The organism is Roseicyclus marinus, from assembly GCF_030163795.1.
GTDB lineage: Bacteria > Pseudomonadota > Alphaproteobacteria > Rhodobacterales > Rhodobacteraceae > Roseicyclus > Roseicyclus marinus.
Genome location: NZ_JASJOF010000001.1, coordinates 501659 through 516402 on the forward strand (window position 1 = coordinate 501659; position 14744 = coordinate 516402).

The 14744-nt window shown below is 66.6% G+C and carries 11 protein-coding genes; 3 read left to right on the forward strand and 8 right to left on the reverse strand.

What is annotated here, in order from left to right:
* The first annotated feature begins 225 nt into the window (after nucleotides 1-225).
* The 3 genes from QQK63_RS02630 (at nucleotide 226) to QQK63_RS02640 (ending at nucleotide 2505) form a co-directional block, all read left to right on the forward strand.
* A complete protein-coding gene (locus QQK63_RS02630; protein ID WP_277826718.1) occupies nucleotides 226-1308 on the forward strand; it encodes an NAD(P)/FAD-dependent oxidoreductase in 1083 nt (360 codons plus the stop codon).
* Between the two features lie 79 nt (nucleotides 1309-1387).
* Nucleotides 1388-1855: a hypothetical protein gene (locus tag QQK63_RS02635; protein ID WP_277826720.1), complete on the forward strand. Its 468-nt coding sequence runs from the start codon at nucleotides 1388-1390 to the stop codon at nucleotides 1853-1855.
* Nucleotides 1852-2505, forward strand: coding sequence for a DUF938 domain-containing protein (locus tag QQK63_RS02640; protein WP_277826722.1), 654 nt, complete (start codon nucleotides 1852-1854; stop codon nucleotides 2503-2505). The genes QQK63_RS02635 and QQK63_RS02640 overlap by 4 nt, the downstream gene beginning before the upstream one ends.
* Nucleotides 2506-2511: 6 nt before the next feature.
* Here the strand turns inward: QQK63_RS02640 and QQK63_RS02645 are convergent, their stop codons facing one another.
* From QQK63_RS02645 to xdhA, 8 genes are all read right to left on the reverse strand, one after another.
* The gene (locus QQK63_RS02645; RefSeq protein WP_277826725.1) at nucleotides 2512-5016 is read right to left on the reverse strand and encodes a GcvT family protein; all 2505 of its coding nucleotides are present in this window, start codon (nucleotides 5014-5016) and stop codon (nucleotides 2512-2514) included.
* 212 nt (nucleotides 5017-5228) lie between these two features.
* Nucleotides 5229-6308 (reverse strand): BMP family ABC transporter substrate-binding protein, encoded by a 1080-nt coding sequence (locus QQK63_RS02650; protein WP_277826727.1) that lies wholly within the window; start codon nucleotides 6306-6308, stop codon nucleotides 5229-5231.
* Nucleotides 6309-6447: 139 nt separating this feature from the next.
* Nucleotides 6448-7371, reverse strand: coding sequence for an ABC transporter permease (locus QQK63_RS02655; RefSeq protein ID WP_277826729.1), 924 nt, complete (start codon nucleotides 7369-7371; stop codon nucleotides 6448-6450).
* A complete protein-coding gene (locus QQK63_RS02660) occupies nucleotides 7368-8453 on the reverse strand; it encodes an ABC transporter permease (RefSeq protein WP_277826731.1) in 1086 nt (361 codons plus the stop codon). The genes QQK63_RS02655 and QQK63_RS02660 overlap by 4 nt, the downstream gene beginning before the upstream one ends.
* Nucleotides 8450-9964 carry an ABC transporter ATP-binding protein gene (locus tag QQK63_RS02665; protein ID WP_277826733.1) on the reverse strand — a complete coding sequence of 505 codons (1515 nt, stop codon included), beginning with the start codon at nucleotides 9962-9964 and terminating at the stop codon, nucleotides 8450-8452. Before QQK63_RS02665 ends, QQK63_RS02660 begins: the two co-directional genes overlap by 4 nt.
* Nucleotides 9961-10734 (reverse strand): xanthine dehydrogenase accessory protein XdhC, encoded by a 774-nt coding sequence (gene xdhC, locus QQK63_RS02670; protein ID WP_277826735.1) that lies wholly within the window; start codon nucleotides 10732-10734, stop codon nucleotides 9961-9963. Before xdhC ends, QQK63_RS02665 begins: the two co-directional genes overlap by 4 nt.
* Nucleotides 10731-13181, reverse strand: coding sequence for a xanthine dehydrogenase molybdopterin binding subunit (locus QQK63_RS02675; protein ID WP_277826737.1), 2451 nt, complete (start codon nucleotides 13179-13181; stop codon nucleotides 10731-10733). Before QQK63_RS02675 ends, xdhC begins: the two co-directional genes overlap by 4 nt.
* Nucleotides 13182-13203: 22 nt before the next feature.
* Nucleotides 13204-14604, reverse strand: a complete 1401-nt coding sequence (xdhA, locus tag QQK63_RS02680; RefSeq protein WP_277826739.1) for a xanthine dehydrogenase small subunit — start codon at nucleotides 14602-14604, stop codon at nucleotides 13204-13206.
* Nucleotides 14605-14744: the final 140 nt, after the last annotated feature.

Genomic DNA, 14744 nt, shown 5'->3' on the forward strand with positions numbered 1-14744 from the left:
AGCCGCGCCAGCGGCCCGGGCAGCGGATGGCCGCCCGCCGGCCAGCCGCTTTGGTGACGCCAGCGCGCGGATCGCGGTCGTCCGGATGTGGCACGATAAAGGGAAGACCCCGGATGGTGCAGCGGCAGTCCGCGGCCACCCGCTGCCCTCCGGCGTTCCGGTTCGCGGATTTCGTCCACCCCCACCCCTTGCCACCACCCCTTCGCCCATGCCACCCCTCCGCCCATGACGCATGACTTCCTCATCATCGGCGGTGGCATCGCTGGGCTGTCCGCAGGCGCGCATCTGGCAGAGCTGGGCAATGTCTTGTTGCTCGAGGCAGAACCCGCGCTGGCCTATCATGCCTCGGGCCGGTCGGCGGCGCTTTACGAGGCGCAATATGGCAAGCCCACGACCATCGCGCTCAATCTCGCCTCCCGCACCGATCACGAGACCATCGACGGCGGTGTCCTCAGCCCCCGTGGCCTGATGCTTCTGGCCGGTCCGGACGAGGAGGAGGTTTTCGCCCATGACGCAGGCCAGATGGGTCTCGACATCATCACCCCGGAGGAGGCGGCGGCGCGTGTTCCGGCGCTGAACCCGCAGGCCATCACGGGTGCCGCCGTCCATGACGACGCTTGGGACATCGACACCGACCGCCTGATCCAGCATTTCGCACGGGCCATTCGCAGCTATGGTGGTCGGGTGCAGACCTCGGCCGCCGTCACCGCCATCGCCCGCACCGCCCATGGCTGGCAGGTGACCGCCGCGGGCGAAACGCACGAGGCCCGCATCCTGGTGAACGCGGCGGGCGCATGGGCTGACGCCATTGCCGCCATGGCCGGGGTCGCGCCCATCGGATTGACCCCGCTCCGCCGGTCGGTCGCGCGCATCCCCGCGCCGGGCGGGCATGACGTATCCCGCTGGCCCATGCTTCTGGGCGCGGGCGAGCGCTGGTACGCCAAGCCGGACGCGGGGCAGATCATCGTCTCCCCCGCCGAGGAAGATCCCGTCGATGCCCCCCACGACGCATGGCCCGAGGATCTGCGCCTCGCCGAAGGGATCGCGCGCTACCAGCATTTCGTGACCGACGAGGTGACGCGCCTGACCGCAAGCTGGGCGGGTTTGCGGACCTTTGCCCCTGACCGGACGTTGGTTCTGGGTCCCGATCCCGATACGCCCGGTTTCGTCTGGGTGGCGGGGCAGGGCGGCTACGGGTTTCAGACCGCGCCTGCCGCCGCACGGCTGGTGGCTGATCTGGTCGCGGGGCGCGCGCCTGTCCTCGACCCCCGAACTGTCGCGGCCCTCTCGCCGGCGCGCTTCCGCTGAGGTCGGGGAAACCCCCGGTTTCCCCCGCCGTCCGAACGGCCTAGACTGCCGCGTGTCCCTGACCCGGAAGGAAGACGCCATGACCCCCCTTCGCGCCTCGATCCTTGTTGCAACGGGCCTCGGCCTCGCCGCGCTGCCCGCCGCCGCGCAATCCCGGTTGGATCGGATGCAGGCCGTGTCCGAACGGGCCAATGCCCTGATGAACGAGGCGATGATCATCGAGATCCCCGCGCTGGAGGGCAACATGCCCGATCCGGCCTGGGACGAGCCGATGCGCACCGCTTATGCCTGCATCCTTGATGGCTATGTCGCCGCCAGCAGCGAAGGCGCCGTCGACGGGATGCTCGACCGCATGGAAGCCCTGCTCGAAACCGCCACGGTCGACTCGATCCTGACCGGCGAGATGGGCGATGATGCCATGCTGCCCGAGGGTGTCGACGAGGCCGAGGCGCAGGCCGTCCTGTCGGGTTGCGGGCTGATGGAACTGATGATGACGCGGATGGCCGAAAGCGGGGCCATGGGCGTCATGATGCAGCAATCGCAGTGATCCGCAGGCTGGACCTGCCCGATGGCGGCGGCGCGGAACTGGGCGATGCCCGCCTGTCCGCGCCATCCGCACTGCGCAACCGCGACCTGATCGCGGCCGAGCTTTCGCGCCTTGCCCCGGCCCGGGGGCGCGCCTTGGAAATCGCCTCCGGCACCGGGGAACATGTGGTGGTCTTTGCCGCCGCCTGTCCCGGTCTGACATGGCAACCGACCGAGCCCGACCCTTTGCGCCGCGCCTCCATCACCGCTTGGACGGCAGCGGCGGATCTGCCCAACATCCTGCCGCCCGTGCCGCTCGATGCCGCGCAGCCCGGATGGGCGGCCACACATGGCCCCGCTGACCTGATCGTTTTGGTAAATCTCCTGCATCTGATCTCGGGACCCGAGGTCGAGACGCTTTTGCACGAGGTCGCGGCAAGCCTTGCCCCCGGCGGTATCTTCACCCTCTACGGCCCCTTCCTGCGCGACGGGGCGGCGACGAGCGAGGGCGACGCCGCCTTTCACGCCAGCCTCAAGGCGCAGGACCCCGCCATTGGCTACAAGGACGTGATCGATACCTGCGCGACGCTGGTTCGCGCAGGGGTCCGCCATGTCGAGACGGTGGCGATGCCTGCCAACAACCTGCTTCTGGTTTTCGAACGCCCCGCCTGAGCCGTCTCACCCATCTTGCCGGATGCGGGCATTCGTCGGATCGTGGGGGCTGTCCTCCACCACCTCGGCATCCCACAGTTCGCGGAACATCCGCACCTTGAGCCTTGTGCCCACCGCGGAAAGGTCCGGGCGCACATAGCCCATGCCGATCTGCTTGCTGAAGGCGACGGAATAGCCGCCCGAAGTCAGGCGCCCGATCTTTTCCCCGTCATGGAGCAACGCTTCGCGGCCCCATGGGTCGGCATCGGCAGGCCCGTCGATCAGGAGCGTCACACAAGCCGCGCGGATGCCCGTCGCCAACATGCGGTCCTTGCCGATGAAGTCCTTGTCCAGATCGACGAAGCGGTCGAGCCCCGCCTCGAGCGGGGTGGCGTCGCGCCCCAGTTCGGTGCCGAAGGCGCGATAGCTCTTTTCCTGCCTCAGCCAGTTCTGCGCCCGCGCGCCCGCGGGTTTCAGGCCATGCGCCTCGCCCGCCCGCATCAGCTGATCCCAGAGGTAAGTCTGCATCTCGATCGGATGGTGCAATTCCCAGCCCAATTCGCCGGTATAGGCCACCCGGATCGCGCGCACCGGGCACATGCCCAACTCGATGTTGCGCATCGACAGCCACGGAAAACGCTTGTTGCCCAGAACCGTCTCAGGATCGGCATCCTTGACGATCTCCTTCAGCACATCGCGCGATTTGGGGCCCGCGATGGCAAAGACGCCCCATTGTGTCGTCACGTCATGGATATCGACGTAACCGCCGCCAGCCGCCACGAAATCCTGCGCTGATTTCAGAAGGTGGTCGCCGTCATAGGCCGCCCATGCGCCTGCGGACACGAGGTAAAATTCCTGTTCGGCCAGCCGGACGATCGTGTATTCCGTGCGCACCGTTCCGGCCCCGGTCAGGGCATAGGTCAGGTTGATCCGCCCGACCTTGGGCAGCTTGTTGGTGGTGAATTGGTCGAGGAACGCGGTCGCACCCGGCCCCCGCACCAGATGCTTGGCAAAGGCCGTCGCGTCGATAAGGCCCGCATCCTGCCGGATCGCCTCGGCCTCGGCCTTGGCATAGTCCCACCAGCCACCCCGGCGGAAGGACCGCGTGTCATGGTCGAACCCTGCGGGCGCGTCCTTGGGCCCGTAGTAATTGGGCCGTTCCCAGCCGTTCACGCAGCCGAACTGCGCCCCCATCGCGCGCTGCCGGTCATAGGCGGGCGCGGTCCGCAAGGGGCGGCAGGCTTCGCGCTCTTCATCGGGGTGGTGCAGGATGAAGACGTGTTCGTAGCATTCCTCGTTCTTGCGCGCGGCATATTCGGTGGTCACCCACGGCCCGTAGCGCTTGGGGTCGAGCGAGGCCATGTCGATCTCGGCTTCGCCCTCGACCATCATCTGGGCAAGGTAATAGCCCGTGCCGCCCGCCGCCGTGATGCCGAAGGAAAACCCTTCCGCGAGCCACATGTTGCGCAAGCCCGGCGCGGGGCCGACCAGCGGGTTGCCGTCGGGCGTGTAGCAGATCGGCCCGTTGTAATCGTCCTTCAGCCCCACCGTTTCCGAGGTCGGAATGCGGTGGATCATGCTCATGTATTCCTCTTCGATCCGCTCAAGATCGAGGGGGAAGAGATCCGCGCGGAAGCTTTCGGGCACGTCGTAGAGGAACCGCGCGGGGGCATTGCGTTCATAGGGGCCAAGGATCCAGCCACCGCGCTCCTCGCGCACATACCATTTCGCATCGGCATCGCGCAGGACGGGATGCTCGGGGTTGCCCGCCTTGCGCCAGTCGACCAGTGCGGGGTCGGGTTCGGTCACGATATACTGATGCTCGACCGGGATGGCGGGGATCTTGATCCCCAAAAGCCGCGCGCTGCGCTGGGCATGGTTGCCGGTCGCGGTCACCACGTGTTCGGCGGTGATGACGGCCTTTTCCTCGGAGGGAACCAGATTGCCGCCCTGTTCCACCATCTTCGTCACCGAAACCCGCCAGTCCGAACCGGTCCATTCGTAGCCGTCGACCTGCCATTTTCGCTCGATCGTGACGCCGCGCTGACGCGCGCCCTTGGCCATGGCCATCGTCACGTCCGCAGGGTTTATGTAGCCGTCGGTCGGGTGATAGATCGCGCCCTTCAGATCCTCGGTCCGCACCAGCGGCCAGCGCGCCTTGATCTCGGCGGGCGTCATCCACTCGACCGGGATGCCCACGCTTTCGGCCGTCGCGGCATAAAGCATGTATTCGTTCATCCGGTCTTGCGTCTGCGCCATGCGCAGATTGCCCACGACCGAAAAGCCTGCGTTCAGGCCCGTCTCTTCCTCCAGCGTCTTGTAGAACCGCACGGAATAATCGTGGATGTGGCTGGTCGCGTAGCCCATGTTGAACAGCGGCAAGAGGCCTGCGGCATGCCATGTCGATCCGGACGTCAACTCGTCGCGCTCCAGAAGCATCACATCTTGCCACCCCGCGCGGGCAAGGTGATAGGCGATCGAGGTGCCGACGGCACCGCCGCCGACGACGAGGGCTTTGACTTGGGTCTTCATGGCCGGTCCTTCGGGCAATGCGCGCGGGAATGCTGACCCTACCTGCCCGAGGTGGCTCCGCCGCGCCACGCCCACCCGACGCAAATTCGCGCGAAAGCGACAAGGGCGCGCGCGTCCCTTCATCTTGGCAAGAAAACTCATGTGGCATGGCTTTCCCGGAACGAAAAAGGCCCGCCACGGGGGCGGGCCTTTCGCTGTGCTGCCTGTCCGGATCAGTTCGGGATTTCGCCCGTGATTCCCTCGACGTAGAAGTTCAAGCCGGCGAGCGTGCCGTCATCCGCGACTTCGCCATCGGCCAGCCAGACGGATCCGTCCTGCCGGTTGATCGGGCCCGTGAACGGGTGATATTCGCCTGCCGCGATTGCATCGATCATGGCTTGCGCGCTTGCCCGCACATCCTCGGGGATGGCATCGGTCATCTCGCCGATCACGACCATCCCGGTGTCGATGCCTTCCCAGATGTCGCTCTGTTCCCAGGTTCCTTCCATCGCCTCTCCGACGCGGCGGATGTAATAGGGGGCCCAGTTGTCGATGATCGAGGCCACGCGCGGACGCGGTGCGAACTGGATCATGTCGGAGGCTTGACCGAAGCTGATGATGCCGGCTTCCTGCGCCACGGTCTGCGGCGCGGTCGAGTCGGTGTGCTGCATCAGAACGTCGACGCCCGCGTCGATCAGCGCCTGCGCGGCATCGGCTTCGACCGCCGGGTCGAACCAGGTGTAGGTCCAGACCACGCGGATTTCGACATCGGGGTTCACTTCCCGGGCATGGAGGAAGGCCGAGTTGATGCCTTGGATCACCTCGGGGATCGGGTAGGACCCGATATAGCCGATGATGTTGCTCTCGGTCATGTGGCCCGCGATATGGCCCAGAACCGCGCGGCCCTCATAGAAGCGGGCGTTGTAGGTTGAGACATTGGGATGCTCGCGCATGTAGCCCGTCGCATGTTCGAAATAGACATCCGGGAATTGCGCCGCGACCGCGTTGGTCGCCTCGCCGAAGCCGAAGGAGGTGGTGAAGATCATGTCGGCACCGCCGAGGATCATCTGGGTGATCGCGCGCTCGGCATCCGCACCTTCGGGAACGTTCTCGAGAAACACGGTCTCGACCGCGTCGCCGAAATGCTCTTCCACGGCCAGACGGCCCTGGTCGTGTTCATAGGTCCAGCCGTAGTCGCCCGGCGAGCCCACGTAGATGAAGCCGACCTGGAACGGGTCGTCTTGTGCCGCTGCGGGCAGCGCGAGCCCCGCGACCAGCGCCGCCGAGGCCAGCAATCTGGGAAGCATTTTCATGTCATTTCCTCCGTGTTGGATGGGTTTGGGTATGTCTTTGGTTGTGTCGTCCGGCGCGTGTGACCTGCCGGGCTTTCCGGTCCGGGGAAAGGGCGCAGCCGCCCCGGCCATTCTGAGTGTTGCACGCATCCTTTTGCCCTCAGCTTGCCGCATGGAAGGCCCGACCCAGTGCCGCGGGCGCATTCAGTGCCGCGCGTCTGCGGTCCGACGAGATGATGACAAGGACGATGATCGTTACCAGATAGGGCGAGGCATCCAGAAGCGCGACAGGTACGCCCACCTCGGCTGCCTGCAGCCGCAGTTGCAGCGCGGCGATCCCGCCGAAAAGCCATGCCCCCAGCAGAACCCGCCCCGCTTTCCACGAGGCGAAGACCACAAGCGCCAGCGCGATCCACCCCGCGCCCGCCGTCATCCCGTCGAACCAGTTCTGCACCCGGACAACTGACAGGAAGGCCCCGCCCAGCCCCGCGCAGGCCCCGCCGAAGAGGATCGTGGCAAAGCGGATCCGCACCACCTTGTAGCCCAGCGCATGGGCCGCGTCGTGGTTCTCCCCCACCGCCCGGATCACGAGGCCTGCCCGCGTGCGCGCCAGCACGAACCAGACCGCGCCCACAAGGGCTATGGCCACATAGACCAGCACCGAATGCGAGAACAGGATCGGTCCCGCCACCGGGATCGCCTGCAAGGCCTCGGGGAAGGGGCGGCTTGCGACCGGCACGGGCAGGCCGGAATAGCCCGATCCAAGCAATGCCGCCAATCCGAGGCCAAACAATGTCAGGGCCAGCCCCGAGGCGACCTGGTTTGCCATCAGCACCTGCGTCAGCACGGCAAAGACCAGCGCCAAGGCCATCGCCCCGCCCATCCCGGCGACAAAGGCCATCGCCACTGACCCCGTTTCATGCGCCACGATGAAGCCGCAGACGGCCCCCATGATCATCATCCCCTCGACGCCGAGGTTCAGGACGCCCGATTTCTCGACCACCAATTCCCCGATGGCTGCCAGCAGCACGGGCGTGGCCACCGTGATCAGCGCAACAATCAGCGTGACGGGATCGATGATCATGCCGCAACCTCCCGTTTCCAGCGGAATCGGTAATTCGCCAGCACATCGAGCGCCAGCAGGAAGAACAGGAGCATCCCCTGGAACGCCTGGATCGCCGCGGCGGGTATCCCCAGCATCAGCTGCGCCAGTTCGCCCCCGATGAAGGTCAGCGCCATCAAGAGCCCCGCAAGCAAGATCCCGATGGGATTGAGCCGCCCCAGAAAGGCCACGATGATCGCGGTGAACCCGTAGCCCACGTTGAAATCGATCGAGATGCGGCCGGCAGGCCCCGCCACTTCGAAAAGCCCCGCCGCCCCTGCAAGCGCGCCGGAGGCCCCAAGGCACAAGATGACCAGCCGCCCCGCGTTGACGCCCGCAAAGCGCGCCGCGCGCGGCGCCTCGCCTGCCAGCCGGATCTGGTAGCCAAGGATATGGCGCGAAAAGATCACATAGGCCGCGATCACGGCGACAAAGGCGGCCAGCACGCCCCAATGCATTCCCGTGCCTGCGATCAGCTCGGGATTGTCAGTGCCGGGATTGCGCGCCAGATTGCGCGACCCCGGAAAGCCCGAGCCTTCGGGATTGCGCAGCCAGCCCGTCGCGGCCGAGGCCAGCAGCGCCTCGGCGACATAAACCAGCAAGAGCGAGACAAGGATTTCATTGGTCCGCGCATAGACGCGCAAAAGCGCCGGGATCATCGCCCAGAGAAACCCACCCAACAATCCAGCTGCGATCATGCCAGGAAAGATCAGCGGATGTTCGGAGGGCCAAAAGGCAAGGCCGAAGGCCGCTCCGAAAAGCGCACCGACGATGTATTGCCCCTCGGCCCCGATGTTCCAGATGCCGGCGCGAAACCCGAGGCTCAGCCCGATCGCGATCAGGATCAGGGGCCCCGCCTTGACCAAGAGTTGCGGCCGCGAAAAGCCCGCGAAGCGTTCGGAAAAAAGCGGGTCCCAGAAGATGATCCGGATCGCCTCGACCGGGTTCTTGCCAAGGGCCGCGAACATGATGCCGCCCGCGATCATGGTCAGTAGAACGGCCAGAACGGGCGCGCCCACCACCCAGAACCGCGAGGGCTGGGGCCGTTTCTCGAGGCGGATCATCGCGCGACCTCGTGCATGTCATGTGCCCCGCCCAGCATCAGGCCGATCTCTTCCATGCCAAGCCCCCGCGCGGGCCGTGGCACCGACAGCCGCCCCTCGTTCAAGGCGCAAAACAGGTCCGAGATTTCCAAAAGCTCGTCGAGATCTTGCGAAATCACGATCACCGCGGCGCCACCCTGCGCCAGATCCAGCAGCGCCTGCCGGATCGCGGCGGCCGCGCTCGCATCCACGCCCCATGTCGGCTGGTTCACCACCAGCACCACCGGGTCTTGCAAGATCTCCCGCCCGATGACGAATTTCTGCAAATTCCCGCCCGACAGCGCCCGCGCGGCCACGCCCGGACCGGGCGTGCGCACGTCGAACCGCGCGATGATCGCTTCGGCAAAGCCGCGTGTCCGGCTCCAATCGACGAACCCCCGCGCCTCGAGCCCCTTGCGCCCACGCCCCGTCAACAGCGCGTTTTCCGTCAGGCTCATGTCGGGCGCTGCCGCATGGCCCAGCCGCTCCTCGGGTGCACACAAAAGGCCCAGACCGCGCCGTGCCTCCGGCCCCAGCGCGCCCAGCGCCACGCCCTTCAGTGTCACCGAACCCGCTGCAACCGGTGTCTCGCCCGACAGGACCGACAGCAATTCATCCTGCCCGTTGCCCGCGACCCCGCCAATGCCCAGAACCTCACCCGCCCGAACCTCCAGCGTCACGTCGCGCAGGCTGGTTCCAAAAGGCGAAGCGGCGCTGACGCTCAACCCCTCGACCTTCAAAAGCACCGCGCCCGGCTCATGGGCGTCGCGCGCGGGCACGCTCAGCGACTTGCCCACCATCAATTCGGCCATGTGCGCCGCCGTGACATCCCGCGGGGTGCAGGTCGCGACCTTTTTGCCCAGACGCAGGATCGTGGCCGTGTCGCACAGCGTGCGGATCTCCTCCAGCTTGTGCGAGATATAGAGGATCGCGGTGCCCTCGGCGGCCAGCTTGCGCAGGGTATGGAACAGGATCTCCACCTCCTGCGGGGTCAGGACGCTGGTCGGCTCGTCCATGATCAACAGCTTGGGGTCCTGCAACAGGCAGCGGATAATCTCGACCCTTTGCCTCTCGCCCGCCGAAAGATCGCCCACCAACCGGAACGGGTCGAGCGGCAGACCATAGGTCTCGCTGACCTTCCGGATGCGCTCGGCCAGATCGCGGGGCTTGGGCGGATTTTCCATCCCCAGCGCGATGTTTTCTGCCACGTTCAGCGCCTCGAACAGGCTGAAATGCTGGAACACCATCGCCACGCCCGCCGCCCGTGCGGCGCGCGGTTCGGCCGGCGCATAGGGCGCGCCCCGCAATCGCATCACGCCCCGGTCGGGTTTGACCAGCCCGTAGATCATCTTGACCAGCGTGGATTTTCCCGCGCCGTTTTCCCCCAGCAGGGCGTGAACCTCGCCCGTCTGGATCGCAAAGGACACATCGTCATTGGCCACGACGCCCGGATAGGCCTTGGTCAGCCCCTCGATGGCGAGCAGCGCAGTCACGAGCGTGTCACTTTCCCCCTGTGGACCGGCTTCCCTGCCGATTCCTTGTGCAGATGCTCTTTCACTAGCCGTCCGGCGACCCCTACGGCAATGGCTTGCGGGTGCTTGCCAAGGGCCGGGTCGCCAATCGGGCAGTCGATGCGCGAAATTTCGGCATCCCCGTGCCCCAGTGCCGCAAGCCGCGTCCGGAACCGCGCCCATTTCGTCGCCGATCCGATCACCCCGCAACTGGCAAAGCCCCGTTTCAGCGCCGCGTGGCACAGCGCAAGGTCGATGTCGTGGCTGTAGGTCAGGATCAGGTGGTGGGCATGGACAGGCACATGGGCCATCAGGCGCGGCAGATCGGCGGCGCAGATCGTTTCAACCCCCTCGGGCAGGCTTTCGGGAAAGCGTGCTGGGCCCGTATCCGCCCAGGTGATCGTCACATGGGGCAGGGGGGCCATGACCCCCACGATGGCCCGGCCCACGTGGCCCGCCCCCCAGACCCAGAGATCCGCACCCCGCGCCCGTTCCAGTCCGGCGACCGCCTCGAAACCCAGCACCACGGCCCCGCCGCAGCATTGCCCCAGCGCAGGGCCCAGCGGAAAACGATGCTCGGCCCGCGCGCGGCCATCGGCCAGCATCTGGCGGGCGATGCGCATCGCCTCCCATTCCAGCGCGCCGCCGCCGATGGTTCCCTCGATCCCGTTGCCCCGGACGAGCATCGCCGCGCCTTCTTCGCGCGGCGCCGATCCCTGCACGGACAGGACCGTGACGCGGATGCCGCTCATGGTGCCGCGCCTCGCGCCCGGTCGACAGCCGCCAGAACCGCCTCCGCCGTCGCCGGGGCCTGAAGGTCCGGATAATGCGGCCCGCAGGCCGCGCAGGCATCCGACAGCGCCATCAGGACAGAGATGCCCAGCATGAAGGGCGGCTCTCCCACCGCTTTCGAGCGATAGATCGTCTCGGCCCGGTTCGGCTGGTCCCAAAGCGCCACGTTGAACACGGGCGGCCGGTCCGAACAGGCCGGGATCTTGTAGGTCGAAGGCGCATGGGTCCTGAGCCGTCCCTTGCCGTCCCAGACCAGTTCCTCGGTCGTGAGCCAGCCCGCGCCCTGGACAAAGCCCCCCTCCACCTGCCCGATATCGAGCGCGGGGTTCAGGCTTGCGCCTGCGTCATGCACGATGTCGGTGCGCAGGATGCGGTTCTCGCCAGTCAGCGTGTCGATCACCACTTCCGAACAGGCCGCGCCATAGGCGAAATAAAAGAATGGCCGTCCTTTCCCCGCGATCCGGTCCCATTGCAGATCGGGCGTGCGGTAAAACCCCGTCGCCGACAGACTGACGCGCGCCATGTAGGCGCGCTTGACCGCGTCCTCGAAGGGCATCTCCGCGCCATTTGCCCGGACCATTCCGTCTTCGAAAACGATCTCCGCCGCCCCGGCCTGCAACTCCGGCGCGACGACGGCTGCGATCCGCCCCCGGATCTCGTCGCAGGCAGCCTTGACGGCCATCCCGTTCAGATCCGACCCGGACGAGGCCGCCGTGGCGCTCGTGTTGGGCACTTTCCCCGTATCTGTCGCCGTGATCCTGACCCTGTCCATCCCGAGGCCGAACCGGCTTGCCGCCACCTGCGCCACTTTCTGGAACAATCCCTGTCCCATCTCGGTGCCGCCATGGTTCATCTGGATCGACCCGTCCTGGTAGACATGGACGAGCGCGCCCGCCTGGTTCAGATGCGTCAACGTGAAGGAGATGCCGAATTTCACCGGCGTCAGCGCGATGCCGCGTTTGAGTACGGGATTGGCGGCATTCCAGTTCGCGATGGCCGCACGCCGGCCGGCATAATCGCAGCTTGCCGCCAGACGGTCGGTCAGCCCATGCAGGATGAAATCCTCGACCTTCATCCCATATGGCGTCAGCCCGTCGCGCGCGGGCACCGGCACCGGCGAATGCGCCCCACCGTAGCGCTGGCTGCCCCCCGCGCTCTGCGGCACAGCCACGGCCCCGCGCCCCGCCAGATCGGCGGTGTCGAGCGGCCCCCGCTTCATCTTGGCAGGAAAACTCCCGCCGGAGGCTTCCGCACTCTCCGCCTGCGCCTCGGCATAATAATTCACCCGCCGCACCTCCAGCGGGTCACGGCCGAGCGCATGGGCGACATGGTCCATGACCCGTTCGATCCCCACCATCCCTTGCGGTCCGCCAAAGCCGCGAAAGGCGGTGGCGCTCTGGTGATTGGTCTTCAGCCGGTGCGAGGTGATGCGGCAGGCAGGCAGGTCATAGGCATTGTCGGCATGCAGCATGGCCCGGTCGGCCACCGGCAGCGACAGGTCCATCGACCAGCCGCAGCGCAGCGCATGGGTGAAATCCACCCCCAGAACCCGCCCTTCATCGTCGAAGCCAACCCGGTACTCGACGCGGATGTCGTGGCGTTTCCCGGTTATGGTGAAATCATCGTCGCGGTCATAGCGCATCGTCACCGCCCGCCCGGTGCGCGCCGCGACCAGCGCGCAGGCGATGGCCAACGCATTGCCTTGGCTTTCCTTCCCGCCGAAACCGCCGCCCATCCGCCGCACCTCGACACGCACGGCATGCATGGGCAGGCCCAGCGCATCGGCGACCTTGTGCTGGATCTCCGTCGGATGCTGGGTCGAGGCATGGACGATCATGTCCCCGCCTTCCTGCGGCAGGGCGAGGGCGGCTTGCCCTTCGAGGTAGAAATGCTCCTGCCCGCCGACCTCGATCTGGCCTTGGATCACATGGGGCGCGCCCGCCAGCGCGGCCTCCACATCGCCCTTGGCATAGATGCGTGGCCCATCCTCGAAACGGGAATTGGCCGCCAGCGCCTCCTCGACGGTCAGAATGGGGGGTTCCTCGATCAGGTCGAGCTTTGCCCGGCGCACCGCCTTGCGGGCCGCCAGATGGCTCTCGGCAGCGACAAGGAACAGGGGTTGGCCCGCGTAATGGATGTCGCCATCGGACAAAAGCGGCTCGTCATGGGCCGAAGGGGAGCAATCGGGGATGACCTCGAAATCCGTCCCTGCCAGCACCAGCGCGACCCCCGGCGCGTCGCGCACCGCGTCGAGGTCCATCGCGGCGATGCGCCCCTTGGCGATAGGCGACAGTCCAAAGGCGATGTGCAGACAGCCTGCAGGCACCGGGATGTCGTCGATGTAGCGCGCCTGTCCCGTGACATGGAGAGGGGCGGCATCATGGGGCAGCGGTTTCGCGACGGTCATGCGCAAACCTCCGGTTTGATGCTCATATCCGCACCTCCAACACATTCGCCGCGGCACCCTGCGTCTCAAGGAAATATCGCATCAGCATCCCTTGGGCCGCGCGCAGCCTGTAGCTGGCCGAGGCGCGCATGTCCGACAATGGCATGAAATCCCGCTCGAATTCCCCCTGTGCTGTGCGGATGGTCGCCTCGTTCCAAGGCTGGCCAACCAGCGCCGCCTCCACATGGGACGCACGTTTCGGCGTTCCCGCCATGCCGCCAAAGGCGATGCGCGCCGTGGCGACCTTTCCCTCCGTCACGGTGATGCTGAACGCGCCGCAGACGGCGGAAATGTCCTGGTCAAAGCGTTTCGACAGCTTGTAGCAGGCCAGCCGGTCGGGCTGGACCGGGATCGACACGGCTTCCACGAATTCGCCGGGTTCGCGGTCCTGCTTGCCATAGTCGAGAAAGAAATCCTCCAGCGCCATCACCCGCCGTGCCGCGCCTTTGCGCAGGTGCAGGCTGGCTCCCAACGCGATCAGGGCGGGCGGACTGTCCCCGATGGGCGAACCGTTGGCGATATTGCCCCCGATGGTCGCCGCATTGCGCACCTGCACCGAGCCGTAGCGCCGGATCAGCTCGGCAAGGGAGGGGTGCCTGTCCGAGATGAACGCGCCCAACTCTGCTACACTGGTCATCGCCCCGATGTGGATTGTTTCGTCATCGGCAACAATCCCGCGCAGATCGGCGCATTGGTTCAGGAAGGCGACAGGCGAGAGGTCGCGCAAGCCCTTGGTCACCCAAAGCCCCACATCGGTCGCGCCCGCGATCAGCGTGGCGTCGGGGTGGGCTTCATACCATTCGGCCAGCTCGTCGGCAGTGGTGGGGCAGGCGGGGGGCACGCCCCCCGAAGTCCGTATTTGGGGGAAGATGAAGCCGGGGTCGGCCAAGGCTTTCGCATCCGCGCGCATCCAGTCGGGCACCGGTGCCCCCACCGCCGCTTCGGCGGCGCGGATGATCGGCGCATAGCCCGTGCAGCGGCACAGGTTGCCCGCAAGCTGGTCGTCGTGATCCTGTCGCCCGTTCAGATGCGCCACCGCCATCGAGACGACGAAGCCCGGAGTGCAGAATCCGCATTGCGACCCGTGATGGTCGATCATTGCCTGCTGCACCGGGTGCAGCGCGCCATCCGGACCCGCGATCCCCTCGACGGTGCGCACCGCGCGCCCGTCAAGCTGCGGCAGGAAGAGGATACAGGCATTGAGCGCGCGCGCCGTCCCGTCAGGGTCGGTCACCATGACGGTGCAGGCGCCGCAATCGCCCTCGTTGCAGCCTTCCTTGGTGCCCGTCAGCCGCTTTTCCTCGCGCAGCCAGTCGAGCAGCGTGGTGGTCGCGCCCGTATCCGCGACCTGAGGTTCCCCGTTCAGAAGAAACCTGGTTTCCATGTGATTTGCCCGCCGCGGTACCTGTCCGGGGTGGTCATCCCGCGCTCGATGCGGCGTAGAGCGCGGCCCCGTTTCCCTGTTCGACCGGATAACAGCAAACCCGGCCTTGGCGCATATTGCAAGCCTTGCGCGGCGGCAGC